This is a genomic window from Pseudomonas sp. GD04015, from assembly GCF_029837675.1.
Lineage (GTDB): Bacteria > Pseudomonadota > Gammaproteobacteria > Pseudomonadales > Pseudomonadaceae > Aquipseudomonas > Aquipseudomonas paralcaligenes.
On the sequence record NZ_JAOEEE010000011.1, the window covers coordinates 73838 to 97681 of the forward strand.

Sequence of the window (23844 nt, forward strand, 5' to 3'; positions counted from 1 at the left end):
GTCACTCCTTACGTTCGGCGTAGCGCGGCAGGTCGTCGTGCAGCTCCCACCAGTTGGCCCGGGAGTCGGCGTAGATGTGCCAGCCGGGCCGGCTGGCGACCTCGCCCTCCAGGCTGCCGGCGCGGATGCGCAGCACGCCCGGCAGCTTGCTGGTGCGGCTGTAGATCGGCGAGCCGCAGCGCGAGCAGAACACCCGCTGCTTGCCCGGCGAGGACTCGAACGCCTGCAGCCGCTCGGCGCCGCCGAGCAGGCGGAAGGACGCCTCCGCGACCGGGATGTTGCTGGCGAACGGCGTGCCCTGCGCGCGCCGGCACTGGCCACAGTGGCACAGCTGGATGGGCGGCAGCTCGCCCTCGATCTGGTAGCGGACGTCGCCGCACAGGCAGCTTCCCTGGTGCATGGTTTTCTCCCGGTCAGGCCAATGGATAGAGCAGTTCTTCCTTGTAGCCCGCCCACACCCGCACGGCATCGGGGAAGGCGTCGTCCAGCGCCGGATCGCCGCTGTCCACCAGCAGCGGGCGCCCTTCCAGGGTGCCGAGCTTGCGCTTGGTGGCCACCACCCGCAGGTGGTCGAGGCCGATGGCGCGCAGCACCCGCGGGCTGATCTGCTGGTTGCCGCGGCCGATGATATGCCCCTGGCCGCCGATGGCGGTGACCAGCAGGCGCGCAGGATAGCCGTCGACCAGCTCGAACAGCTGGGCCTCGGTCACGTCGCGGGCGATCACCGCGCCGTCCTCGATCACGTCGACGCCCAGCAGGGTGGTCTCCAGGCCCAGGTTCTGCGCCAGGCCGTGCAGGGTCGAGCCAGGGCCGAACACGTAGCGCACACCCTCCTCCCAGCTTTCCCGCAGCCAGTCGGCCAGGTCCACCAGCACCAGCTCCTCGGACTCCATGCCGGCCTGCTTGACGTGCTGCATGAACTCGCCCTCCACCGGCACGCACAGCTCGCCGTACCAGCGGGCACTGAGCCGGCCGTCGCGCAGCGCCGCCTCGTCGAGGTCGCGCACCTCGCCGCTGGACAGGCGCACCAGGCCGCCCTCGACCAGCCTCAGGGCTATCTGGCCGGCCGCTCGCGGGCTGATCGCGTAGACCCCGGAGTGGATCTTGACCCCCGCGGGGATGCCGAGCACCGGCTGGTCCTCCCGCGCCGCCGCGCACACGTCGCGGGCCGTGCCGTCGCCGCCGGCGAACAGGATCAGCGCGCAACCGGCGTCCTGCAGGGCGCGCACGGCGGCGCGGGTGTCCTCGGCGGTGGTCGGCCCCGCCCCCAGGCTGCCGAGCACCCGGTGGGCGTAGCCCAGCTCGCCCAGCAGGTCGGCGCCCATGGCGCCGGGAAAGGTGATGAACGCCAGGCGCCCGGCCACCGGCCGCAGACACTCCAGGGCGATGCGCGTGCGCTCCGCCGCGCGCGGCTCGGCGCCACGGGCCAGGGCCTCGGCGGCCACGCCGTCGCTGCCCTTGAGCGCCGCCGGTCCGCCGAGGCCGGCCAGCGGGTTGATGATCAGGCCCAGATGGAAAACACTCATAGCCACTCCAATCGAGGCGCGCCCTTGGCCGCGCCGAAAGAACCTCTCGCGTCCGCTGTCACGGCGCCTTCATCTGCCCTTTCTAGACTGCCTTCACAGCCTGGAGAACGCTCATGAACGCACAACAGCAGTCCCCGCAACCCCGCTTCGCCCCGCTCGATCCGCAGCAGCCGGTGGGCGGCTCCGTCATCGACGCCGAGGGCCGGGAAATCCCCATCACCGAGCAGATGATCCAGCAGGCCTGTCGCGAACTGGAGCGGCGCTGGCAGGCGGCTCGCCAGGCCTGACGCTCAAGACAGCTCGCAGCCCAGCGCCCTGACCAGCTCCGCCAGGCGTGGCGCCTCGCCGTCCAGGCGCACGCGCAGGCCGTCGATCTCGCGGCGATAGGGATAGTGCTTGCGCAGCGCGTCGAAGGCCGCCTTGCGCTGCGCCGCGTCGCCCACCAGCGAGCGGCGGAAGTCGGCATCGTCGCGGCGCGGGTCGTACACCGCCCGGCACAGGCTCGCCAGCGCCCACTCGGAGCTCGCCCCGGTGTGCAGGGCCATGGCCTCCAGCCAGGCCGGCGGCAGCAGGTCGGCCAGCCGCACCCGCTCCTCCAGCCCCATCGCCGCGCAGTAGGCGCGGTAGATCTGCGCGGTGCCGCGCAGCTTGCCGTCCAAGCTGTAGCCGGCGATATGCGGGGTGGCGATGCGGCACAGCGCGGCCAGCTCGGGGTCGGCCAGCGGCTCGCCCTCCCACACGTCCAGCGCCACCTGCAGATCGGCACCCGCGCGCAGGTGGGCCTTGAGCGCCGCGTTGTCCACCACCGGGCCGCGGCTGGCGTTGATCAGCCAGGCGCCCGGCCGCAGTGCGTGCAGTTGCTCGGCGCCGAGCAGGTGGCGGGTGCCGGCGTCCAGCGGCGTGTGCAGGCTGATCACATCGCATTCGCGCAGGATGGTCGCCAGATCGACGAAGTCGCCACCCTCGGCGGCCTGGCGTGGCGGGTCGCAGACCAGCACCGGCCAGCCCAGGCCGCGCAGCACCTGCACCAGGCGGCCGCCGACCTGGCCGGCGCCGAGCACGCCGTAGCGCAGCCCGGCCAGCGGCCTGCCGGTGGTCTCGGCCAGTGCCAGCAGGCAGCCCAGCACGTAGTCCACCACGCCCCGGGCGTTGCAGCCGGGGGCGCTGGACCAGGCGATGCCGGCCTCGGCGAAATAATCGAGGTCGAGATGGTCGGTGCCGATGGTGCAGGTACCGACGAAGCGCACCCGGCTGCCCTCCAGCAGGGTGCGGTCGACCCGGGTCACCGAGCGCACCAGCAGCACCTCGGCGTCGCACAGGGCGGCGCGGTCGATGCCACGGCCGGGATGGCGGGCGATCGGGCCGAAGGCGGAGAAGAATTCGTCGAGCAGCGGGATGTTTTCGTCGGCGACTATCTGCATGGAGCACTCCAATCACGAGCCGCCATTCTAGGCGCTCTGCGCTCGTCCCGGTAAACCGCGCTTTTCTGACCAGGGGGACAGGGCTAGACTAGCGCGCCTTTTCGCACCGCCCGCCGGACCTCCCATGCCCGCCCTATCCCGCCCCGCCCGCGCCCTGGCCGAACTGCGCGCCCTGCTGTCGCTGGCGACACCGATCATCATCGCCCAGCTGGCGCACACCGCCATGGGCTTCGTCGACGCCGTGATGGCCGGCCGCGTCAGCCCGCGGGACCTCGCCGCCGTGGCCCTGGGCAACTCGCTGTGGGTGCCGGTGTACCTGCTGATGACCGGCCTGCTGCTGGCCACCACGCCCAAGGTGGCGCAGCGCTTCGGCGCCGGCAACCACGGCGAGATCGGCCCGCTGGTGCGCCAGGCCCTGTGGCTGGGGCTGGTGATCGGCTGCTGCTGCGCCGCCCTGCTGTGGAACGCCACGCCGGTGCTGCGCCTGATGCAGGTCGAGCCGGAGCTGACCGACATGTCCATGCGCTACCTGCACGGCATCGCCTTCGGCTTCCCCGCGGTCGCCATCTACCAGGTGCTGCGCTGCTTCAGCGACGGCCTCGGCCGCACCCGGCCGAGCATGATCATCGGCATCGGCGGGCTGCTGCTGAACATCCCGCTCAACTACGTGCTGATCTACGGCCATCTCGGCATGCCGGCCCTCGGCGGCGTGGGCTGCGGCTGGGCCAGCGGCATCGTCATGTGGATGATGCTGCTGGCCCTGCTGTGGTGGATGCGCCGCGCGCCCTACTACCAGGCCAGCCAGCTGTTCCGCAGCTTCGACCGGCCGCAGTGGCCGGTAATCAAGCGCCTGCTGTCGATCGGCGTGCCCATCGGCGTGTCGATCTTCGCCGAGGCGAGCATCTTCTCGGTGATCGCCCTGCTGATCGGCGGGCTGGGCGCCACGGTGGTGGCCGGCCACCAGATCGCCCTGAACTTCAGCTCGCTGGTGTTCATGATCCCCTATTCCCTGGGCATGGCCGCCACGGTGCGGGTCGGCCAGGCGCTGGGCCGCGGCCAGCCGCGCGACGCGCGCTTCTCGGCAGGGGTGGCGATGGGCACGGCGCTGGGCTATGCCTGCCTGTCGGCGAGCCTGATGTTCGCCCTGCGCCACGAGATCGCGCAGATCTACACCTCGGCCCCGGAAGTGATCGTCATCGCCGGCGGGCTGATCGTGTATTCCGCGCTGTTCCAGTTCTCCGACGCCATCCAGGTGACCGCGGCCGGCGCCCTGCGCGGCTACCAGGACACCCGCGCAACCATGGTCTTCACCCTGTTCGCCTACTGGGGCATCGGCCTGCCGGTGGGTTACGCGCTGGGGCTGAGCGACCTGTTCGGCGAGCCCTCCGGGCCCAAGGGGCTGTGGCAGGGCCTGGTGGTCGGCCTGACCTGCGCCGCCGTGCTGCTCGGCATCCGCCTGCAGCGCAGCGCGCGCCGGCACATTCGCGCGTGATCGGCGGGCGGTGGTGACGCGGGTTGCACCCGCCCTACGCGGGTGATGCACGGCGCCGGGAGATCAATCGAGCTTCTTGCGAATCCAGTACTGGTAGGTGCCGCCATCCTCGCCCTGCTCCAGCAGCTCGTGGCCGAGGAACAGGCAGAACTTGGGAATGTCGCGCTTGGTCGAGGGGTCGGTGGCGAGCACCTGGAGCAGGCCGCCGGCCGGCAGGTCGCGCACCTTGTTGTGCAGCATCATCACCGGCTCGGGACAGAACAGGCCGGTGGCGTCGAGGATGGCATCGGGGGCCAGGCTCTTCGGGTTGGACATGGTAGGGCTCCGCAGACAGGCGCGTATTGTCACGCAAAGCCGCCCGCCGGACCACCTCTGCCGCCGGCCCGCCCGCCTCCGCCACGGAAGCGGGCGGCCGTGCGCGGCTCAGTAGCGCCGGTTGCGCAGCATGGTGCGGACGTTGCCGTCGATCGGCAGCGCGTAGTCGTGCACCGCGAGGATCACGTTGGTGTTCGGCTGGATCACCTTCAGGTTGACGAAGACGTAGTCCTTGCTTTCGCCGTAGGTGCCCACCACCACCGCCTGGGCCGAGTAGGAACTGGCCAGTTCGTGGATTTCCCGCGTCAGCATCAGCTCGCCCTGGCTCTGGGACATGTAGACGTTGTTGCGGAACTTCATCTCCACCATGCGATAGCCGGCCTGGGTGAAGCGCGCGGAGATCTGCTCGGAGATCAGCCGACCCAGGGTGGACGAGTTTTCCAGGGCGTCGATGTTGACCAGCGTGGCGATGATCATGGTGCCGCCACCGCCGGGCATCTGCGCCAGCAGGGCGTCGGCCGCCTGGTGGTTGGTGGGGATGAAGGGGTTGCTGCGCGCGGCCGCGTAGCTCGGCCCCTTCTCCGTCGGGGCGCAGCCGGCCGTGCCAAGCAGGCTCAGCGCCAACAGCGAAACCAGCAGGGAACGTCTCATCGGCTGTCCTCCTTGACCGGCAGGACGGCGCTGCGGGCGTACAACCCCCAGTCCGCGTCGGTGGTGTAGTAGGCGGTGCTGGTCTGGGCGTAGTAGCGCTCGTCGCTGGACACACTGGTGGTCACGATCAGCTCGCTCTGCGGCACCTCGGCGGCGTACCTGGAGCCGAACCAGTTGGCCGCGTCCAGGGCGACCGCGCCGCCCATCATGGCCGCGCCCGGCGACACGTTGCTGTAGAGATTGCGCAGCACCCACAGCCCGCCCGCCAGCGTGGTCAGCTCGCCGGCCGCCCGTGGCTTCTGGCGGCCTTGGGAGAAGCGCAGCGGATTGGCGGAGACCTCCACCAGCAGGGTACCCGGCCGGTCCGCCGTCTTCATCACGGGGTGCCCCGAAGCACTGAGGATGCCCACCAGCTGGGTGGTGAACGCCTGCTCGAAAGGGCTCTGCCCGGCGCCCTGGCGCACATGCAGCGGCGCGCCGTCGGGCAGGGACTTGATCAGTTGCGTGGCCGCATCCTCGGCGATCAGCTGCCAGTGGGAAGCCGCCTGCAGCTTCTGCTGCTCCTGGCTGGGAAAGTGGGTCGGCTGCGGCGCTTCCGCGTAGCGCGTGCAACCGCTCAGCACCGCGCTCCCCATGAGCAGGCCCGTGATGATTGTTCTTTGCATAGTCGATCCTTGGATGAGAGACGCGGGCTGCCCCCGCTGGCCATTCGGCGCCGTCTGGACCTCTCGCAGGCCTGCCGTGCAAAGCCTCCCCCACGACTTCCCCGATCGGACTCCAGATACAGCACTAGGCATATTAGATCATCTAATTACCTAGACATATTGAAGCCTAACGGAAGGATTGTGAACGCTCAATCATTTCGCGCATGGATTTGGACATGACAAATTAGGTTTACCCGTGCGCCAGAAACTCGCAGCTACCGTAGGCAAGACCATCGCAAGGCACCGCGCCGCGCTGGGCATCACGCAGGAGCAACTCTCACTGGCACTGGAAGTGGACCCGATCACCATCTCCCGCTTCGAGCGGGGCGTCAGCCTGCCTTCCCTGGCGACCATCCAGCGGCTGTGCGAGATATTCGGGGTGTCCCTCAGCGAATTCTTCGCCGAGGACGGGGCGCCGGGCGCCCATGGCGAAGCCAGCGCGCTGCAGGCGATGCTCGACTCCCTGCACGAGGAGGAGCGCGCCTTCGCCCTCGAGACCCTGACCCGGTTCTGCCGCCTCACCACCAGGCGGCGCAGGCAGCCCTGAGCCCCCGCCACGCGGCGGGTCGGGGTATGGGATGGGGTGTGGGAGCGGCCTTGGCCGCGAGCTTTTATCCGGGCCACGCAGGAGCAACAGCCAGAAGCTCGCGGCCAAGGCCGCTCCTACACAGGGCGTACAGCCGAAGTGGCGCGGCTACAGCCGGCGCAGGTGGCAGGTGACCTCTTCGCGGTCGTGGTACAGCTGCTTGCAGGCGATGGACACCTTGATCCGCCGTGCGGCGAAGGCATCCTCCAGGCGCTGCAGCAGCTTGCACACCTCGGCGTAGCGCTGCTTCATCGGCAACTTGAGGTTGACCACCGCCTCGCGGCAGTGGCCCTCGCCGATCCAGGTCTCGACCATCGCCGTGGTGCGCGCCGGCTTCTCGACGATGTCGCAGACCATCCAGTCCACTGGCTGTCTGGGCTTCCAGGTGAAGCCGTCGACCATCAGGTGGGTGACCAGGCCGGTGTCCATCAGGCTCTCGGCCATCGGGCCGTTGTCGATGGCGGTGACCAGCATGCCGCGCCTGACCAGCTGGTAGGTCCAGCCGCCGGGGGCGGCGCCCAGGTCGACGCCGGTCATCTCGTCCGACAGGCGCGTGGCCCACTGCTCGCGGGGGATGAAGAAGTGCCAGGCCTCCTCCAGCTTGAGGGTCGAGCGGCTGGGCGCCTCGCGCGGGAACTTCAGGCGCGGGATGCCCATCGGCCAGGGCGCCAGGTTGCCGGCCTCGGCCAGGCCGAGGAACACCTCGCGGCCGCTCTTGAAGGTCAGCAGCAGGCGCGGCTTGCCCGCGTCCTCCACCAGCCTGCCGGCCTTCTCCAGCGCCTTGCGCAGCGGCCCCTCGAACTTCTTGCAGAAATTCGACAGCTCCTTGCCCTCGTTGGTATCGAACACCTCCAGCCACAGGCCGCCGCACACCGGGTAGTCGGCCAGCGCCTCCAGCAGCACGCCGATGCGGTCGCTCTCCGGCAACCCCAGGTAGTCGCCGCGGGCCCACTGGCGCGGGAAGATCAGCCGGCCGAAACGCAGGCCCTGCATCAGGCGCTCGGCGCCGCCGGGCTCCAGGCAGATGAGTTCGGCGTGGGCGCTGTTCGGCCTGGACTTGGCATAGCCGGCCACGTTCAGGCGCGCGGCGTGGTCGCTGATCTCGGCGCAGACCTCGCCCTCGAAGCCGGGGCGGCAGTGCAATAGTACGGTGTTCATCGGCGGTTCTCCTCAAGCCGCGCATGATAGCGAAGTCGGGAACCCCGGGCTCGCTCTGCCGGTCCAGACCAGTGGCAGGAGCTGACCTGACGGTCTAGTTTCAGAAGTTCAACCGAGCAGGAGAGCCGCCATGTCCTCCCTGGATAGCCTGAGTTGCCGTCGTGAACTGAAGGTGGGCGCCAAGACCTACCACTATTACAGCCTGCCGGAGGCGGCCAGACGCCTCGGCGACATCGACAAGTTGCCCATGTCGCTCAAGGTGCTGCTGGAAAACCTGCTGCGCTTCGAGGACGACGTCACCGTGAACGCCGCGGACATCCACGCCATGATCGACTGGCTGGGGCAGCGCAGTTCCGAACACGAGATCCAGTACCGCCCCGCGCGGGTGCTGATGCAGGACTTCACCGGCGTGCCGGCGGTGGTCGACCTGGCCGCCATGCGCGCGGCCATGGCCGAGGCCGGCGGCGACCCGCAGAAGATCAACCCGCTGTCGCCGGTGGACCTGGTGATCGACCACTCGGTGATGGTCGACCGCTACGCCTCCCCCGCCGCCTTCGCCGCCAACGTCGACATCGAGATGCAGCGCAACGGCGAGCGCTACGCCTTCCTGCGCTGGGGCCAGAACGCCTTCGACAATTTCCGGGTGGTGCCGCCGGGCACCGGCATCTGCCACCAGGTCAACCTGGAGTACCTGGCCCGCACCGTCTGGACCAAGGAAGAGGACGGCGCCGTGTGGGCCTTCCCCGACACCCTGGTGGGCACCGACTCGCACACCACCATGATCAACGGCCTGGGCGTGCTGGGCTGGGGCGTGGGCGGCATCGAGGCGGAGGCGGCCATGCTCGGCCAGCCGGTGTCGATGCTGATTCCCGAGGTGATCGGCTTCAAGCTCAGCGGCCGGCTGCGCGAGGGCATCACCGCCACCGACCTGGTGCTGACCGTGACCCAGATGCTGCGCAAGAAGGGCGTGGTGGGGAAATTTGTCGAGTTCTACGGCGACGGCCTGGCCGACCTGCCCCTGGCCGACCGCGCCACCATCGCCAACATGGCGCCGGAATACGGCGCCACCTGCGGCTTCTTCCCGGTGGACGACATCACCCTCGGCTACCTGCGCCTGTCCGGCCGCCCCGAGGACAGCGTGCAGCTGGTCGAGGCCTACGCCAAGGCCCAGGGCCTGTGGCGCGAGCCCGGCCACGAGCCGCTGTTCAGCGACAGCCTGGAGCTGGACCTGGGCGAGGTCGAGGCCAGCCTGGCCGGGCCCAAGCGGCCCCAGGACCGGGTCCTGCTGCCCGATGTGCCGCATGCCTTCGACGGCCTGATCGACCTGCAGCTCAAGCCGCCGGCACAGGAGGAAGGCCGCCTGCTCAGCGAGGGCGGCGGCGGCGTGGCGGTCGGCAACGCCGCCCAGGTCGGCGAGGCCGAGTACCGCTACGAGGGCAGCACCTACCGGCTCAAGCACGGCGCCGTGGTGATCGCCGCGATCACGTCCTGCACCAACACCTCCAACCCAAGCGTGATGATGGCCGCCGGCCTGCTGGCGAAGAAGGCGGTGGAAAAGGGCCTGCAGCGCAAGCCCTGGGTCAAGAGTTCGCTGGCGCCGGGCTCCAAGGTGGTGACCGAGTACTTCCAGGCGGCCGGCCTGACGCCCTACCTGGACCAGCTCGGCTTCGACCTGGTCGGCTACGGCTGCACCACCTGCATCGGCAACTCCGGGCCGCTGCTCGAACCGATCGAGAAGGCCATCCAGCAGGGCGACCTGACGGTGGCCTCGGTGCTATCCGGCAACCGCAACTTCGAGGGCCGGGTCCACCCGCTGGTGAAGACCAACTGGCTGGCCTCGCCGCCGCTGGTGGTGGCCTACGCCCTGGCCGGCAGCGTGCGGGTCAACCTCACCGAGGACCCGCTCGGCGACGATAGCGAGGGCAACCCGGTGTACCTCAAGGACATCTGGCCGAGCCAGCGGGAGATCGCCGAGGCCGTGGCCAAGGTGGACACGGCGATGTTCCGCCGGGAATACGCCGAGGTGTTCGCTGGCGACGCCCAGTGGCAGGCCATCGCCGTGCCCCAGGCAGCCACCTACGAGTGGCAGGCGGACTCCACCTACATCCAGCATCCGCCCTTCTTCGAGGGCATCGCCGGGGCGCCGCCTAAGGTCGGCGACGTCCACGGCGCCCATGTGCTGGCCCTGCTCGGCGACTCGGTGACCACCGACCACATCTCCCCCGCCGGCAACATCAAGCAGGACAGCCCGGCCGGCCGCTACCTCAGCGAGCACGGGGTGGCGCCGGTGGACTTCAACTCCTACGGCTCGCGGCGCGGCAACCACGAGGTGATGATGCGCGGCACCTTCGCCAACATCCGCATCCGCAACGAAATGCTCGGCGGCGAGGAAGGCGGCAACACCCTCTATGTGCCGAGCGGCGAGAAGCTGGCGATCTACGACGCGGCCATGCGCTACCAGGCCGAGGGCGTGCCGCTGGTGATCTTCGCCGGCAAGGAATACGGCACCGGCTCCTCTCGCGACTGGGCGGCCAAGGGCACCAACCTGCTCGGGGTCAAGGCGGTGATCGCGGAGAGCTTCGAGCGCATCCACCGCTCCAACCTGGTGGGCATGGGCGTGCTGCCGCTGCAGTTCCAGCCGGGCCAGGACCGCAAGGGCCTGGGCCTGACCGGCCGCGAGCGGGTCGACATCCTCGGCCTGGACAACGTCGAGCTGCGCCCGCACATGACCCTGACCCTGGATATCCGGGGCGACGACGACAAGCGCCAGCAGGTCGAGGTGCTGTGCCGCATCGATACCCAGAACGAGGTGGAATACTTCAAGGCCGGCGGCATCCTGCACTACGTGCTGCGCCAGTTGCTGAAGGGGTAGCCGGGCAACGGTGCGCACGGCGCACCCTACCGTGCGGACGTTTCCTGGTGCGTAGGGCGGGTGAAACCCGCGCGCGAGCACACGCGGGTTTCACCCGCCCTACTTTCAGCCGACCGTGGCCGTCTGCGCCGGGGTCCGCCCGTAGACGTCTTCCAGGCGTTCGATGTCGTCCTCGCCCAGGTAGCTGCCGGACTGCACCTCGATGATCTCCAGCGGGATCTTGCCGGGGTTCGCCAGGCGGTGCACCGAGGCGATGGGGATGTAGGTGGACTGGTTCTCGGTGAGCAGGAAGGTCTTGTCGTCGCAGGTCACCTGGGCGGTGCCGGACACCACGATCCAGTGCTCGGCGCGGTGGTGGTGCATCTGCAGCGACAGCTGCGCACCGGGGCGCACGGTGATGTGCTTGACCTGGTGGCGGTGGCCGTTGTCCACCGAGTCGTAGCTGCCCCAGGGGCGGTAGACGGCGCAGTGGCTCTGGGTCTCCTGGCGGTTCCTGGCGTCCAGGGTGTTGACCAGCTTCTTGACGTCCTGCACCGCGCTCTTGTGAGCGATCATCACGGCGTCCTTGGTCTCCACCACCACCACGTCGTCCATGCCGATCAGGGTGACCAGCTTGGATGTGCCGTGCACGAAGCTGTTGTGGCTGTTGTGGGTGACCACGTCGCCCTTGAGCACGTTGCCGTCGCTGTCCTTCTCCTGCACGTCCCACAGCGAGGACCAGGAGCCGACGTCGTTCCAGCCGGCGGCCAGCGGCACCACGCAAGCGCGGCTGGTCTTCTCCATCACCGCGTAGTCGATGGAGTTGTCCGGGCAGCACTCGAAGGTGCCGGCGTCGATGGTCAGCACGCCGTTGCCCGCCTTGCTGCGCTCCAGGGCCAGCACGCAGGTGTCGTAGATGTCCGGCTCGTGGGTGCGCAGCTCGTCCAGGTAGCGGCTGGCGCGGAACAGGAACATGCCGCTGTTCCAGTAGTAGCCGCCGCTGCGCACGAACTCGGCGGCGCGCTCGTGATCCGGCTTCTCGACGAACTGCTGGACGCGGAAGGCGCCCGGCACCAGGTCGTCGCCGTCCTCGCCGCGGGTCGCCTTGATGTAGCCGAAGCCGGTCTCCGGGCTGTGGGCGGGAATGCCGAACAGCACCATCTCGCCCTCCTCGGCGGCGACGCGGGCCAGCTCCAGCGCCTTGCGCAGGGCCAGTTCGTCATCGATCACGTGGTCCGCCGGCAGCACCAGCAGCAGCTCGTCGCGGCCCTCGGCGATCATCTGCAGCGCAGCCATGGCCACCGCCGGGGCGGTGTTGCGGCCGAAGGGTTCGAGCAGCATGGCCTGGGTCGAGCCGCCGATCCTGTCGAGCTGCTCGTTGACGATGAAGCGGTGCTCGACGTTGCACACCACGGCCGGTTTCTGCATGCCCTCGAAGCTGAGGCGCTGCAGGGTCTGCTGGAACAGGGACAGTTCGCCGGTGAGGGCGAGGAACTGCTTGGGGTACAGCTTGCGGGACAGGGGCCAGAGGCGGGAACCGCTACCACCAGAGAGGATTACCGGGATCATGTCGTCATTCTCCATTCAATGTCTGTTGTGTCGTCCCGCACCGCGCGGGTGCGCGGCCGGGCAGGTACATCAGGACCAAACTCAAGGCAGTTGCCCGGAAAACAGCTGGGTCAGGTCGCCGCCGAGCCGGTAGGTGCTCAGCGGTTCGATGGATCGCCGCCACTGCTGCGTGCTGTCCGAGCAGCGGTACAGCGCGCAGTACGGCTCCAGCCAGGCGTAACGGCTGCTCTGGCGCAGGTCGATCTCTTCCTGCCGGCGGCCGGTCTTCTCTTGGAATATGGCGGGGTCGCGCAGGCCGGCCTCCACCTTCTGCACCAGGCGCTGCATGGCGCCGTCGTTCTCGCCGCGCAGATCGAGGCCGTTGGCGTTGGCGAAGGCCGACACCATCAGCAACGGCGCGATGCTGTAGTTGTGGTAGGACAGCGCGCGGGTCTCGCGCACCAGCTCGCGCGGCAGGTAGCCGTCGGCGGTGATCTGCTCGACCCCGTGGCGGTACTGCTCCACCGACCAGTCGAACAGGTCGCGCCGGTCGAGGATCACGGCGGTGGCCATCACCGACCAGGCCGCCCAGTAGTTGTGGTTGTTGCTGCGCTCCCTGGGGTAGGCGTTCCAGTCGGCCACCACCTTGTCGGCGAGCCGGCCGAACCAGGCCTCCACCTTCCGGCTCTGCTCGGCCTGCCCGGCCAGTGGCCGGGAGGTGGAGAACTTCAGCCGCAGGTAGGCGCCGGCCAGGCTGCCGAGGGTCCATTTGCGCACCGACATGCCGGTGTGGTTGTACTCCTCGCTGAGCAGCGCGCCGGCGTCGGCCCAGTTCTCCAGCCAGGTCATGGCGCAGTCCGCTTCCTGCTGCCGGCCGTACTTGAAGTAGCGGCCGACCATGCGGTTGACGCCCTTCTCCATGTCGCGCATGTCGTCGGTCAGCTTGAGGTAGCGCTGCTCCGCCGCGGGGTTGAGCTTGTCGCGGGCCTTGTCGGAACCCTGGTACTTGCTGGGGAAGTCCAGCCTGCCGGTGTAGGCCGGCGGCGGCGCCTCGCAGGCCCGCGACTTGCCCTGTGCCTCCGGTGCGGCACGGTAGTAGCCGGTGGGCGCCACCAGCGTGGCGCTGCCCGTCGAGCCACCGTCGTGGCTCGGCGAGCAGCCCGCCAGCAGTGCGCCAAGCACCGCGGCGGACAGCATCGAACGCATCGGCATTCGCCGCATCACTCGGCGCCCGCCGGACGCTGCACCCAGACCGGGCTCAGGTTGGAGCCGCTGCCGGTGACGTAGAGGGCGGCCACCTCGCCGCGCTCCAGCACCAGCTGGTTCAGGTCGCTGACCTTCTGGTCGCCGGCGAACAGCGCCAGGCGCACCTTGACCGGGTTGATCTCGCGGTCGCCGCGGGCCTTGCCGGCCACGGCCGGGATCACCTCGGTCTTGCCGTCGGCGGTCTTCAGGCTGACCGGGGTGTCGGACAGGTTCTGGATGCGCACCAGGGCCTTCTGGCGGTTCTTGAAGGCGGGGTCTTCCACCAGGTTCAGCTCGCCGCTGGGCAGGCGCACCAGGGTGTAGTACTGGTCGGCCTTGAGGTTGACCGGCAGTGACTTGCCCGCGGCGCTGGCGCTGTAGCTGCCGGCCGGGAGGAAGGAAAAGTCGCTGCTGCCGCGGGGCTGCACGTCCTTGATGTTGACCGAGCCGAGGCTCAGGTCCAGCTCCGAGGAGCCGGCGTTGTAGGCACGGACGAAGGCCGAGCCGGCCGGCGCGGTCGGGCCGTAGAGGCCGCCCTCGTCGGCGTGGGCGACGTTGAAGGTGGCTGCGAGGCTCAGGCAGCCCAGTCCCAGGGCCAGCTTGCGAAGGGTGGTTTGCATGGTCATCTCCTTTGGTGAGTGCTCGTCTTCAGGGCGCCGCCACGGATTTGGCGGGGCCTTTGGCGGCCAGCTGCTGCTGGGCCGGTTCATGGCCGGAACCCAGTTGGGCCAGCCATTGGGGATCGAATTCGCTGAGGTCGCTGGGCAGGGTCAGGTAGCGCTCGGGCACCTCCCACAGCACCAGCTTGAGGCCCTGGGTCTCTTCCTCGCCCTTGGCCAGCAGGCGCAGCATCGGCACCAGCGGGCCGTGGCCGTCCTCGGCGTAGTTGTAGAGGTCGGTGCCCAGCGACTGGCGCAGCGCGCCGAGGAAGTTCCACTTCGGGTTGGCGCTGTAGCTGGTGCCGACGAGGGCCACCTGGGGCGCGCTGTCGCCGAACAGGTCGCCGCCCGCGCCGTCGCCGTTCTGCTCGGTCACGCGCTTCTCCAGCGGCTCCTTGGCCGGCTGCATGGCGGCGAAGTACGGGTCCAGCGGCAGGTAGCTGAGCAGGTCGCCCTTGTGGGTCTCGCTGCCGACCTGGCGGGTCGCGTAGCTCAGCTCGCCGTGGGGCAGCAGGTGGCGCCGCTGCAGGTCGTCTGCCACGGCGCGGGCGGCCAGCTCGGCGCCCAGCGGCGTCCAGTGGGTGTCGGTGCGCAGGAACACCAGGCCCTGCTGCTTGCCGCCTTCCAGCGCGGCGTACAGGTCCGCGCCCTGCAGGCCGAGCTGGCCGAGGCGCTCGCGGGCCTGGTCGTACAGCGCCTGCTGCTCGGCCACCGGGCGCTGCTCGGCGACGAACTCCGGGTAGAGCCGGGCCTTGGCCGGCAGCAGCACGACCTGCAGCTGGATGCCCCGGCTGCGTAGCTCGTCGCGCACGCGGGTGATCAGCTTCCAGTTGTCCTCGACCTGGTCGGGCTTGGTCGCCGGCTTGAACTCCTCGCTGGTGAACAGCCAGCCGTCGCGGCCGATCACCACGCCGGGGCGGCCCTCGCCGAACAGGCCGTATTCCACCGCCGCCCAGACGTTGGTGCCGAACTCCTTGACCGGGAAACCCTTGTCGTAGTGCTTCTCGATGGCATGGGTCAGCTTGCCGTTGAGGAAGGTGGTCTCGCCGGCCGCCGAGAAGCGGAACAGGTTGGGCATCGACGCCACCGACAGGGCCACGAGGACCAGGGCGAAGGTGGCGCTGTAGAGGATGTGGATGGTGCGCATGTCGGCTCCTCCTCAGAACTGGAAGTACAGGAAGGGTGAAAAGCTTTGCGCCGACAGCTTCAGGACCGAGGCGACAAACAGCAGCAGGACCAGCAGCCGGCCGAGCGCCACGGCGTAGGCCGGGGCGACGCCGGCGGCCACCGCGGTGGCGCCGCCGAGCGGGGCGACGGTGCCCTCCTCGCCCGCCTTCGCCTTGGGCGCGCGGCTGGCCAGGGGGTTGGTGTAGAACTGGCGCAGGCCGAAGACGACGATGACGCCGTAGGCCAGCACCAGGGTGCCGATCTGCAGGCTGGTCAGCTGGGCCAGGGTCAGGTCGGACAGGCGCCACTCGGAAAACTCGAACATGGCGGCGTACATGCGCCAGGCCACGTCCAGGTTCTCGGCGCGGAAGATCACCCAGCCGGTCACCACCAGCAGGAAGGTGAAGGCCCATTTCAGCGGATTGATGGTGCGCGGCGCGGCGTCCACGCCCAGGGCCCGCTCGATGGCCAGCCACATGCCGTGCCAGGCGCCCCAGATCACGTAGGTGAAGTTGGCGCCGTGCCACAGGCCGCCCAGCAGCATGGTCAGGAACAGGTTGCGATAGGTGGCGAAGGTGCTGCCGCGATTGCCGCCCAGGCTGATGTACAGGTAGTCGCGCAGCCAGGTGGACAGGCTGATGTGCCAGCGCCGCCAGAACTCGGTGATCGACTGGCTGATGTAGGGCTGGTTGAAGTTCTCCATGAAGCGGAAGCCCATCATCAGGCCCAGGCCGATGGCCATGCTGCTGTAGCCGGCGAAGTCGAAGTACAGCTGCGCGGTGTAGGCCACGGCGCCCAGCCAGGCCTCCCCCGTGGTCGGGTCGGACAGGGCGAAGCAGTGGTCGGCGATGGGCGCCACGCTGTCGGCGATGAACACCTTCATGATGAAGCCCTGCATGAAGCGCGTGCAGCCCTCGGCGAACTTGTCCACGGTGTGGGTGCGGTGGTTGAACTGGTCCACCAGGTCGCGGAAGCGCAGCACCGGGCCGGCGATCAGGTGCGGGAAGATCGCCACGAAGGCCGCGAAGTCGATCAGGTTGTGGGTCGCCGGGGTGTCGCCGCGGTACACGTCGATGATGTAGCTGATCGACTCGAACACGTAGAACGAGATGCCGATGGGCAACAGGATGTGGGTCAGCACGAAGGGGTCCATGCCGAACGAGCTGACCACCATGTTGAAGCTCTCGACCCCGAAGTTGGCGTACTTGAAGTAGCCCAGCACGCACAGGTCGACCACCACCCCGAGTATCAGCCAGCGTTGGGCCGCCTTGGTGCGCACCCCCGCCGCGCCGATGCGCAGGCCGATCCAGTAGTTGAACACGGTGACCCCGGCGAACAGCGCGAGGAAGTCCACCCGCCACCAGGCGTAGAAGATGTAGCTGGCGACCAGCAGCAGCAGGTTGCGATACCGGTTCCCGCACAGGTAGTACAGCGTGAGGAAGATCGGCAGGAACAGGAACAGGAATACGTTGGACGAGAAAACCATCCTAGCTTCTCCAGAAAAGAGGTTGACCCAGGGCGCGCATCAGTTGCTCGCCATTCGCTGGCTGCCGTCGTGGCGACGGCACACGGTCGCCTCCACGGTGAGGCCTTCGGGCATGTTTTCCGGCGCGTCCACCTCGAGCCCCATCAGGGTCAGGTCGCGCCAGTCGCCCTCGTCACGCAGTTCGAAGAGGTAGCGGCCGCCGGTGTCGATGCGGTCGCTCTGCTCCAGGTCGAAGCGCTCCTTGCGCCCGCTGAAGTACCAGACGGTGGACTTGGTGTCGTGGATGCCCGGGTCGCTGAAGCGCAGGTCGATCATGTGGTCGGCGCTGCGCAGCTCCTTCAGCCCGCTGGTGCCGTTGAGGAACACCTGAGTGCTGCCCGGCCCCAGCTTGGCCTTGCCGGTGAGCAGCGCCGGCTGGCCGGCGCAGCCGTTGTCGACCATGGGCACGGCCTGGCGGTAGAAGTCGCGCAGGGACATGTCGTAGTGGGTGGCGAATTCCCAGACGACCACCTTCGGTGGCTTCTTCTGGAAATCCTCGCTGGCCAGCAGCTGCAGCATGGCGCTCTCGTAGCCGCCGCCGGTGACCGCCATGTTCATCACCTGCACGCCGCTGTACTGCTCCAGGTAGCCGGCGAAGTTGTAGGCCACACCGCTGTTACTGGTGCCCACCAGCACGACTTCCGGGCTGGACTCGTCGCCGAACAGGCTGTCGCCGGAGCTCTCGTCGGCCGGCTCGGTGGCGAAGCGGTCGACGTACTCGGTGTCGTAGGTGTTGTTGCAGATCTTGCCCGCCGCCTCGCCCGAGCTGCCGGGGCTGCCGAGGATGCCGACGCGCTTGGTGACGAACTCCTTCTTCGGCATGTCGGCGTAGGCCGGAATCTGCTTCAGCACCTCGGCGGTCAGCCTGGCCGCGTCCTTGGCCCCGCGCGGGGTCCAGTGGTGGTCGTCCTTGAAGAAGAAGTCGGTGTCCTTGCCCTGCTCGTCGAACAGCGGCGAGTAGTCGGCGGCCCAGATGCCGATCCGGCGGAATTCGCCGATGGTCTTGATGTAGTTGGCGCGGGCGGTCTCCCAGTCGAACCTGCCCTGCCACTCGGGCGTCAGCTTGCGCCGGTTGACCAGGCCCTTGGTCGGCTGGAACACGATCAGCAGCTCCACCCCGCGCGCCTTGAGCGCGTCGCGGAAGCGCTTGAGCTGGGCGTAGCCCTCCGGCGTGGTGCCGATGTCGGTGCGCAGGTCGTTCTTGGTGCGGAACAGCCAGCCGTCCTGGCCGTCGATCAGGGTGCTGTGGAAGTCGAGTTCCTTGGTGTCGTAGCTGGCGGGGTTGGACGCCGCCGGGCACAGGCCGCCGATCAGCTCGATGTCGTAGGTGGGGAACTGCGCCGCCGCGGCGGACGAAGCGGCCAGCAGCAGGCCCAGCGCCAGGGCGCCGCGAGGGCTTGGGAAACGGTTCATCGTTTGGCCTCCATGTCCGTGCCGAGGTAGTCGATCAGCACCGGCTTGTCCTGCCGCACCATCAGGTCGAGGATCTTGTCCTGGTAGGGGCCGAGGATGCCCGGCAGGGTGATGCCGGCGCTCTTGGTCGGGGACAGCATCTGCACCCGGTACAGCTCCAGGCTCAGGGGCGAGTCCACCCCCATCGGCCCGGAGGCGTTGGCCACCAGCTTGCCGCCGACGATGAGCATGGAGATGTTGGTCTCGAAGGGGTCGAGCAGGAGGTCGCGGTCGGTGTTGCTGAGGTCCTTCACGTGGCCATAGACGCCGAGCTTGCCGTTGCTCACCACCAGGTTCTCGTACAGCTTGACGTTGACGCTGTTGCGTACCCGGATGCCGTGGCGCTCGTTGTTGTAGGCCTTGTTGCCCCACAACAGGTTGTCGCCGCTCTCGTAGATGGTCACGCCGTCCGACTTGTTGCGGTACGTCTCGTTGTAGGCCAGCACGTTGTTCACGCTGCTGCGGTCGATGACGATGCCGGACAGCTCGTTGTCGTAGGAGCGGTTGTTGAAGATCCAGCTGTCGTTCACCTCCCGCGAGACGATGATGCCGTGCTTCTCGCGGGTGCCGTAGGCGGTGTTCTCGGCGATGATCAGCCGGCGCGAGCGGTCGTGCGGGTCGATGCCGTAGACCAGGTTGTTGCGGTAGGTGTTGCCGCGGATCACCACGTCGTCGGCCTCGTAGCAGTAGAAGCCGTACCACATGTCATCCCACATCGAGTTGAGCAGCCAGCCGGTGGGGTGGTCCCGGCCCATCTTCGGCGCCATCGACGGGCTGTACTGGGAGATCGAGAAGCCGTAGGACTTGCTCTTGGTGTAGCCGAGGCTGGAGATCGTCGAGTTGACGATGTAGGTCTCGGTGCCACCCCAGGCGTTGATGAACGGACGGAACTCGCCCTTCTTCTCGAACCAGTCCTGGCGGTTCTCGGCCTCGCGCCAGGCGGTGATCCGGCTGTCGGTGACGAACAGCTTGCCGTCGTTGATGACGAAGGCGCCGCGGTCCTTGGACAGGCGCAGGTCCTTGGTCTTCTCGTCCACGTGCAGGGTCGCGCCTGGCATCACCACCAGCGGCAGGCGCAGCACGTAGATGCCGGGCTCGACCTCCTGGAAGTACTTGGGCTGCGCCCTGGCCAGGTCGGCGGGGGTGACGTAGCCACCCTCCACCACCAGCGCCTGGGGCATGCCGCCCTGGCGGGTCACCCATTCGCGCAGGCGTTCGTCGCCACCGGTGAACTCGGTCAGCTGGTCCATGCCGATCATGCGCCGCAGGCTGACCTGGCCCGCCGGCTGGGTGACGATCTTCTCGTACACGGCCTCGGGGGTGAACGGCGTCAGGTCCGGCAGCTTGGGCGGGTCCATCTTCAGCGGCTCGGCCGGCGCGCTGCGAATCTGGTAGGCCTCCGGCGATACCTCGGTATTCACCGCCTGGGCGCCGGCCGCGTAGAGCAGCCAGGCGCAGGTGCCTAGCACAAGGCTTCTGGTGGGCTGGATCATGGCTCGCTCCTCAATATCGCCAGATCACATCGAGCATGACCCGATGCATGCTGGAATCGGTGCCGCTGGCGAAGGCGTCGCCAGGGAAGAACACGCCGCCGCGCAGACGCACCAGCGCCGAGTCGGCCTCGACCACACCCAGTTCGGAGCGGTCGAAGTAGCGGGTCAGCACCAGGTCGACTTCCTGGCCCAGGTCCTTGTCGCCGGGCTCCAGGGCGACGTTCAGGCCGCTGGCGCTGTCCAGGTCCTCGTCCACCCGCCAGAAGCGGTGGTAGACCAGGCTGGCGTCGTACTTCCGGTCCAGCACCCAGCTGCCGAACAGCGATGCGGCCTGCAGGTTGTTCAGCTCGCCGCGGTAGGCCTCGCCGAAGCGGTGGACGGAGGAGCGGGTGCCGGTGAAGCGCGCGCGGTTGCTCTGCAGGTCGGTCTGCATGAACTGCTCGGAGTCGTCGGCGTCGCCACCGCCGCTGGCCCGCGACAGGGTGCCGCCGAGGCGCCAGTTCTCGTCGATGTTCCAGCGCAGGCCGAGGTCGACGGCCCAGCCGTCCAGGTCCTGGTCGCGGCTGCCCACGGCCCGGCGCTCGCCGCTGGCGCTGCTGGTCTGCAGCAGCTCGGCGTCGCCGCGCATCAGAGTGGCGGCCACCCAGTAGTTGACGGGCGCGGTGCTGCGCGGATTGAAGAAGTCGCCGTTGAGTTCGGCGCCGAACCAGGTGACGTCGCCGGTGTAGCGCTTGCTCAGCTCGTCGACCGTCTCGCCGGCGTGGGCCAGGCTGCCGTTGTCGCGGCTGTGGTGCAGCTTGAGACCGGCCCAGTGGCCCGGGCGCCACTGGGTGGAGAGGCCGGCCAGGAAGTGCTGGCGGTCCTCGTCCTGGGGCGCCAGGTCGTCGAGGTCGGTGCGGTAGTCGCTGAAGCGCTCGGCCACCGCCACCTGGGCGTTGAGCAGGGTGGTGTCGAAGTTCCAGCGCAGCGCCTCGATGTTGGTGTCCCACCACAGGCCGTCGTCGGCGCGGATGCGCTGGCGGCCGAAGCGCAGCGACTCGCCCGGGTAGGCAGTGAGGCCGGAGTAGTCGACCCAGAGTTCGTGCAGGGCGAGGAAGTTCTTCTCGCGCTCGCGGCTGTCGGTCGCTTCCAGGGTGTCGTTGTTGACCTGGGAGGACTCCAGCACGTCGGTGGCGACGAAGGCCTCGCCCATGGCGTAGCCGGACCAGTTGCCGCGCGAGCCGTACACCCAGGGCCGCGCGCTGGCGCCGAGGCCGTTGAAGTCGCCGCCGTCGCGGGTGCCCAGGTCCAGGTCTTCGATGGACTGGGCGGTGAGCTTGAAGTTGATGCCGTAGTCGAGGCTGGATGCCTCGTCGGCACGCACGCCATTGACGGTCAGTGTCCCGCTGGCCGCGATGACGAAACTGAGAAACGATCTGCTGAAGGTCATAGCATGTCCCGTGCTTGATTATCGTTGGGTGTGCAGGCTGACCTGCTCGCCGCCGCTCCGCGCCGCCCTCTCCCGCTCCACCATGGAGCGCACCCGCGCCATGTCGCCGGGCTGCAGGCGGGGCGTCATGCGCTCCATCCACATGTCGGCCTGGGGCATGCCCTGCTCCTTGGCCAGGGTGGCGAAGCCGTAGGCGTACACCGGGTTGATGCGGATGCCGCGGCCGTCGCCGAACAGCTGGGCCAGGGCGACGTCGGCCTGCGGGTTGCCCGCGCGCGCGGCGATCAGCAGCTGCTCCAGCGCCTTGTCGGCGTGGACCCGGCCGAGCTTGCCCTCGCGGTAGAGGCGGGCCAGGATGAGCCGCGCCTTGGGGTCCTGGGGGATGGCGGTGAGCAGGTACTGCTCGGCCTTCGCCGGCTCGGCCGGCACCAGCTGGCCGTTGAGGTAGATCTGCCCGAGGGCCACCGCGGCGCGGCCGGAGCCCGCCTCGACGCCTTTTTCCAGGTACTCCAGCACCTGCTCGGTCTCGCCCAGCTGCGGGTTGCGCCGCACCAGGTCGGCGAGGCCGGCCCAGGCGTCCGGCCACACGGGAGCGATGGCCTCGTACAGCTGCCTGGCCTCTTCCGGGCGCGGCTGCCCGGCGCCGTCGCCGGCCAACACGCGGGCCACCGTCTGCACCTGGTTGGGCGCGACGCGCTGGGAGCGGAAGTCGTTCTCCATGCGCTCGGCCAGCCCCTTCACCGCCTCCTCGTCACCCTGGATGCGGTAGACGGCGGCCAGCTCGGCGTAGCAGTCGCTCACCTCAGACAGCCAGGCCTCACAGGACGCACGAATCTCGTCCAGGTGCGCCTCGTAGTCGCCACGGGCGCGGTACAGCATCACCCAGCCCAGGCGGGCCTGGGGCATGCCCTGGGCCTGCCACTCGCTCAGCTGTCGCTCGATGGCCGCCAGGTCGGCGCTCTGCGGGTCTTCCAGCTGCAGGCGCACCAGCGCCAGCAGCACGCTCTGGTCGCCGCTGGCGATGCCTGCCCGCAGCAGTTCGACCGCCTCCTGCCGCTCGGCCGGGGTCGCGTTGGGCTTGTTCACCAGCCACTTGCCGAGCTTGACCCGGGCGATGGGCGACTCCGCCGCCACGCGGCGGTAGATGGACTCGCCCTCGGCCTGGCGGGCCGCGTCGGGCTGCTGCACCAGCACATCGGCCAGCCCCATCTCAGCGTCGGCGTAGCCCAGTTCGGCCAGCGGCCGGAAGTTCTCCTCCGCGACCTGCAGGTCGCCACCGGTCCTGGCCTGCTTGGCCAGTTCGAGATCGGGCAGCTGCGCGCAACCGGCGGCGGTCAGGCACAGCGCGATCGCTGACAGCCGAGCGTTCATTCGCCGGCCGCCACGTTGCGGGAGTCGCCGGCGGGCAGCAGCTTGCTGGCCAGCACCTCGCCCTCTTTCACCAGGCGATCGTCGAAGACGTTGCCGAACGGGCGGATGCGCACGTCCACCGGGCGCTTGGCCAGCTCGGTGCCGAGCGGCTCGTCCGGCTGGATCATGACCCGGATGTCGGACGCCAGGCCGCCGTCCTGCAAGGCCAGGGTGGTGATGTGGCCGGCCCGCTCCTCCTTCTCGCCGGCGACGATGAAGCTGACCGCGGTGCCGGGCTGCAGCTCGTTGAAGGCGCGGTACGGGAAGCGCGCCTCGACGGTGGCCACGCTGTCCACCGGCGACATCAGGAACACTGCCGAGCCCTTGCCGGCGGTCTGCCCGTCGCCGATCAGCTGGGCGGTCACGCGGCAGTCGCAGGGGCTGGTCAGGGTGCCCTGGAAGGTCTTGCCGAACAGGCGCTGGAGGTTGTCCGGGGTCAGGTCCTCGGTCGGCAGCACGCCCTTGAGCACGTCCATCATGTTCGACGAGAAGGTACCCACCGGCGCGCCCTTGGCCACCGTGTCGCCAACCTTGACCAGGGCCTGCACCGCGCCCTCGCGGGGCATCGACACCTGCTGGCCGGGCACCGCGACCTGGGCCGAGTCGGCGTGGGTGATGAAGTAGATGTCGTACAGCTGGTACAGCACGTAGCCGGCGGCGACCACGCCGACCATGAACAGGCCGAAGCTCAGGCTGACCGCGCGCATGCGGCCGAACAGGCCGGCCGGCGCGGCGTCGCCGCCCTTGCGCGGCTTGGTGAAGTTGTCGCGCTGCAGGGTGCTGATCAGGTCGCCGACGTTGATCAGCTCGCCGCTGAGGAAGGAGCTGATCACGTAGCGCAGCGCCGCCTGTTCGCGCGGGCGCAGGTGGTGGAACTCGCAGCCGGCGCGGCGCGAGCCTTCCAGCGAGCGGACCTGGAATTCCACGTCCATGGCGAAGCCGATGCCTTCGACCTCGAACATCAGCTTGCCGTGGCAGTACTGGCCTTCCTTGAGCAGGCTGTTGCCCGGCTGGAAGGAGAAACCGCCGACCGACAGATCGAGCAGCGGCGCCTCGATCTCCTGGCCCTGCGGGGTGACGTAGCGGATCCTGGCCGGCAGCTTGAGGCGCGCGTACTGTCGCTGGGCTTCGGCTTCGTGGACCACGTTGCTGTTGATGCTGGGGCTGATCACTGCGCTCATGTTCGTTCCTTTATGCAATCGAGAGTCTGGG

21 protein-coding genes are annotated in these 23844 nt (G+C 68.9%); 4 read left to right on the top strand and 17 right to left on the bottom strand.

From position 1 onward, the window contains the following. Position 1: 1 nt before the first annotated feature. Positions 2–400 (bottom strand): GFA family protein, encoded by a 399-nt coding sequence (locus tag N7640_RS12065; RefSeq protein WP_220814513.1) that lies wholly within the window; start codon positions 398–400, stop codon positions 2–4. Between the two features lie 13 nt (positions 401–413). Beyond that, positions 414–1526, bottom strand: coding sequence for an ATP-NAD kinase family protein (locus N7640_RS12070; RefSeq protein WP_279904474.1), 1113 nt, complete (start codon positions 1524–1526; stop codon positions 414–416). Positions 1527–1639: 113 nt separating this feature from the next. On the opposite strand from N7640_RS12070, the gene N7640_RS12075 reads away from it, so the two are divergent. Beyond that, positions 1640–1813, top strand: a complete 174-nt coding sequence (locus tag N7640_RS12075) for a PA1571 family protein (protein ID WP_279904475.1) — start codon at positions 1640–1642, stop codon at positions 1811–1813. Between the two features lie 3 nt (positions 1814–1816). Here the strand turns inward: N7640_RS12075 and pdxB are convergent, their stop codons facing one another. Next, positions 1817–2947, bottom strand: coding sequence for a 4-phosphoerythronate dehydrogenase PdxB (gene pdxB, locus N7640_RS12080; protein WP_279904476.1), 1131 nt, complete (start codon positions 2945–2947; stop codon positions 1817–1819). Positions 2948–3071: 124 nt separating this feature from the next. On the opposite strand from pdxB, the gene N7640_RS12085 reads away from it, so the two are divergent. Further along, positions 3072–4439 (top strand): MATE family efflux transporter, encoded by a 1368-nt coding sequence (locus N7640_RS12085; RefSeq protein ID WP_279904477.1) that lies wholly within the window; start codon positions 3072–3074, stop codon positions 4437–4439. Between the two features lie 63 nt (positions 4440–4502). Here the strand turns inward: N7640_RS12085 and tusA are convergent, their stop codons facing one another. The 3 genes from tusA to N7640_RS12100 form a co-directional block, all read right to left on the bottom strand. Then, on the bottom strand, positions 4503–4754 hold the full coding sequence (gene tusA, locus N7640_RS12090) for a sulfurtransferase TusA (protein WP_220815997.1): 252 nt from the start codon (positions 4752–4754) through the stop codon (positions 4503–4505). Positions 4755–4862: 108 nt separating this feature from the next. Beyond that, positions 4863–5405 (bottom strand): FlgO family outer membrane protein, encoded by a 543-nt coding sequence (locus tag N7640_RS12095; RefSeq protein WP_220815998.1) that lies wholly within the window; start codon positions 5403–5405, stop codon positions 4863–4865. Then, on the bottom strand, positions 5402–6070 hold the full coding sequence (locus tag N7640_RS12100; protein WP_279904478.1) for a hypothetical protein: 669 nt from the start codon (positions 6068–6070) through the stop codon (positions 5402–5404). Before N7640_RS12100 ends, N7640_RS12095 begins: the two co-directional genes overlap by 4 nt. A gap of 235 nt (positions 6071–6305) precedes the next feature. Here N7640_RS12100 and N7640_RS12105 point away from each other — a divergent pair, with 235 nt between their 5' ends. Next, complete coding sequence (locus tag N7640_RS12105; RefSeq protein ID WP_279904479.1) at positions 6306–6656, top strand: helix-turn-helix transcriptional regulator; 351 nt, start codon at positions 6306–6308, stop codon at positions 6654–6656. Positions 6657–6803: 147 nt separating this feature from the next. On the opposite strand, the gene rlmM is transcribed toward N7640_RS12105, so the two are convergent. Beyond that, positions 6804–7853: a 23S rRNA (cytidine(2498)-2'-O)-methyltransferase RlmM gene (rlmM, locus tag N7640_RS12110; protein WP_279904481.1), complete on the bottom strand. Its 1050-nt coding sequence runs from the start codon at positions 7851–7853 to the stop codon at positions 6804–6806. A gap of 130 nt (positions 7854–7983) precedes the next feature. Here rlmM and acnA point away from each other — a divergent pair, with 130 nt between their 5' ends. Beyond that, positions 7984–10725, top strand: coding sequence for an aconitate hydratase AcnA (gene acnA, locus N7640_RS12115; RefSeq protein ID WP_279904482.1), 2742 nt, complete (start codon positions 7984–7986; stop codon positions 10723–10725). 105 nt (positions 10726–10830) lie between these two features. Here the strand turns inward: acnA and N7640_RS12120 are convergent, their stop codons facing one another. The 10 genes from N7640_RS12120 to N7640_RS12165 all read right to left on the bottom strand — a co-directional run bounded on the left by N7640_RS12120 (position 10831) and on the right by N7640_RS12165 (position 23813). Continuing rightward, complete coding sequence (locus tag N7640_RS12120) at positions 10831–12273, bottom strand: mannose-1-phosphate guanylyltransferase/mannose-6-phosphate isomerase (protein ID WP_220816003.1); 1443 nt, start codon at positions 12271–12273, stop codon at positions 10831–10833. Positions 12274–12354: 81 nt separating this feature from the next. Next, positions 12355–13458: a mannuronate-specific alginate lyase gene (locus N7640_RS12125; protein WP_279904483.1), complete on the bottom strand. Its 1104-nt coding sequence runs from the start codon at positions 13456–13458 to the stop codon at positions 12355–12357. Between the two features lie 14 nt (positions 13459–13472). Then, a complete protein-coding gene (locus N7640_RS12130; RefSeq protein ID WP_220816005.1) occupies positions 13473–14123 on the bottom strand; it encodes an alginate O-acetyltransferase AlgF in 651 nt (216 codons plus the stop codon). 22 nt (positions 14124–14145) lie between these two features. Further along, positions 14146–15303, bottom strand: a complete 1158-nt coding sequence (locus tag N7640_RS12135; RefSeq protein ID WP_279904484.1) for an alginate O-acetyltransferase — start codon at positions 15301–15303, stop codon at positions 14146–14148. A 12-nt stretch (positions 15304–15315) separates the two neighbouring features. Next, the gene (locus tag N7640_RS12140) at positions 15316–16809 is read right to left on the bottom strand and encodes an MBOAT family protein (protein ID WP_279904485.1); all 1494 of its coding nucleotides are present in this window, start codon (positions 16807–16809) and stop codon (positions 15316–15318) included. 39 nt (positions 16810–16848) lie between these two features. Continuing rightward, positions 16849–18261, bottom strand: a complete 1413-nt coding sequence (locus tag N7640_RS12145; protein ID WP_279904486.1) for an alginate O-acetyltransferase — start codon at positions 18259–18261, stop codon at positions 16849–16851. Then, the gene (gene algG / locus N7640_RS12150) at positions 18258–19793 is read right to left on the bottom strand and encodes a mannuronan 5-epimerase AlgG (protein ID WP_279904487.1); all 1536 of its coding nucleotides are present in this window, start codon (positions 19791–19793) and stop codon (positions 18258–18260) included. The genes N7640_RS12145 and algG overlap by 4 nt, the downstream gene beginning before the upstream one ends. Before the next feature lie 10 nt (positions 19794–19803). After that, positions 19804–21222, bottom strand: coding sequence for an alginate export family protein (locus N7640_RS12155; RefSeq protein WP_220816010.1), 1419 nt, complete (start codon positions 21220–21222; stop codon positions 19804–19806). An 18-nt stretch (positions 21223–21240) separates the two neighbouring features. Next, positions 21241–22593 (bottom strand): alginate biosynthesis protein AlgK, encoded by a 1353-nt coding sequence (locus tag N7640_RS12160; protein ID WP_279904489.1) that lies wholly within the window; start codon positions 22591–22593, stop codon positions 21241–21243. Continuing rightward, positions 22590–23813: a PilZ domain-containing protein gene (locus tag N7640_RS12165; RefSeq protein ID WP_279904490.1), complete on the bottom strand. Its 1224-nt coding sequence runs from the start codon at positions 23811–23813 to the stop codon at positions 22590–22592. The genes N7640_RS12160 and N7640_RS12165 overlap by 4 nt, the downstream gene beginning before the upstream one ends. Positions 23814–23844 lie beyond the last annotated feature (31 nt).

Coding starts and splice junctions, on each gene's coding strand:
- tusA (WP_220815997.1), bottom strand. CDS start 4,754: ATGTCCAACCCGAAGAGCCTGGCCCCCGATGCCATCCTCGACGCCACC.
- N7640_RS12165 (WP_279904490.1), bottom strand. CDS start 23,813: ATGAGCGCAGTGATCAGCCCCAGCATCAACAGCAACGTGGTCCACGAA.
- N7640_RS12160 (WP_279904489.1), bottom strand. CDS start 22,593: ATGAACGCTCGGCTGTCAGCGATCGCGCTGTGCCTGACCGCCGCCGGT.
- N7640_RS12130 (WP_220816005.1), bottom strand. CDS start 14,123: ATGACCATGCAAACCACCCTTCGCAAGCTGGCCCTGGGACTGGGCTGC.
- rlmM (WP_279904481.1), bottom strand. CDS start 7,853: ATGAACACCGTACTATTGCACTGCCGCCCCGGCTTCGAGGGCGAGGTC.
- N7640_RS12135 (WP_279904484.1), bottom strand. CDS start 15,303: ATGCGCACCATCCACATCCTCTACAGCGCCACCTTCGCCCTGGTCCTC.
- N7640_RS12100 (WP_279904478.1), bottom strand. CDS start 6,070: ATGCAAAGAACAATCATCACGGGCCTGCTCATGGGGAGCGCGGTGCTG.
- N7640_RS12085 (WP_279904477.1), top strand. CDS start 3,072: ATGCCCGCCCTATCCCGCCCCGCCCGCGCCCTGGCCGAACTGCGCGCC.
- pdxB (WP_279904476.1), bottom strand. CDS start 2,947: ATGCAGATAGTCGCCGACGAAAACATCCCGCTGCTCGACGAATTCTTC.
- N7640_RS12070 (WP_279904474.1), bottom strand. CDS start 1,526: ATGAGTGTTTTCCATCTGGGCCTGATCATCAACCCGCTGGCCGGCCTC.
- N7640_RS12125 (WP_279904483.1), bottom strand. CDS start 13,458: ATGCGTTCGATGCTGTCCGCCGCGGTGCTTGGCGCACTGCTGGCGGGC.
- N7640_RS12120 (WP_220816003.1), bottom strand. CDS start 12,273: ATGATCCCGGTAATCCTCTCTGGTGGTAGCGGTTCCCGCCTCTGGCCC.
- N7640_RS12145 (WP_279904486.1), bottom strand. CDS start 18,261: ATGAACCGTTTCCCAAGCCCTCGCGGCGCCCTGGCGCTGGGCCTGCTG.
- N7640_RS12140 (WP_279904485.1), bottom strand. CDS start 16,809: ATGGTTTTCTCGTCCAACGTATTCCTGTTCCTGTTCCTGCCGATCTTC.
- N7640_RS12075 (WP_279904475.1), top strand. CDS start 1,640: ATGAACGCACAACAGCAGTCCCCGCAACCCCGCTTCGCCCCGCTCGAT.
- N7640_RS12155 (WP_220816010.1), bottom strand. CDS start 21,222: ATGACCTTCAGCAGATCGTTTCTCAGTTTCGTCATCGCGGCCAGCGGG.
- N7640_RS12095 (WP_220815998.1), bottom strand. CDS start 5,405: ATGAGACGTTCCCTGCTGGTTTCGCTGTTGGCGCTGAGCCTGCTTGGC.
- N7640_RS12065 (WP_220814513.1), bottom strand. CDS start 400: ATGCACCAGGGAAGCTGCCTGTGCGGCGACGTCCGCTACCAGATCGAG.
- algG (WP_279904487.1), bottom strand. CDS start 19,793: ATGATCCAGCCCACCAGAAGCCTTGTGCTAGGCACCTGCGCCTGGCTG.
- acnA (WP_279904482.1), top strand. CDS start 7,984: ATGTCCTCCCTGGATAGCCTGAGTTGCCGTCGTGAACTGAAGGTGGGC.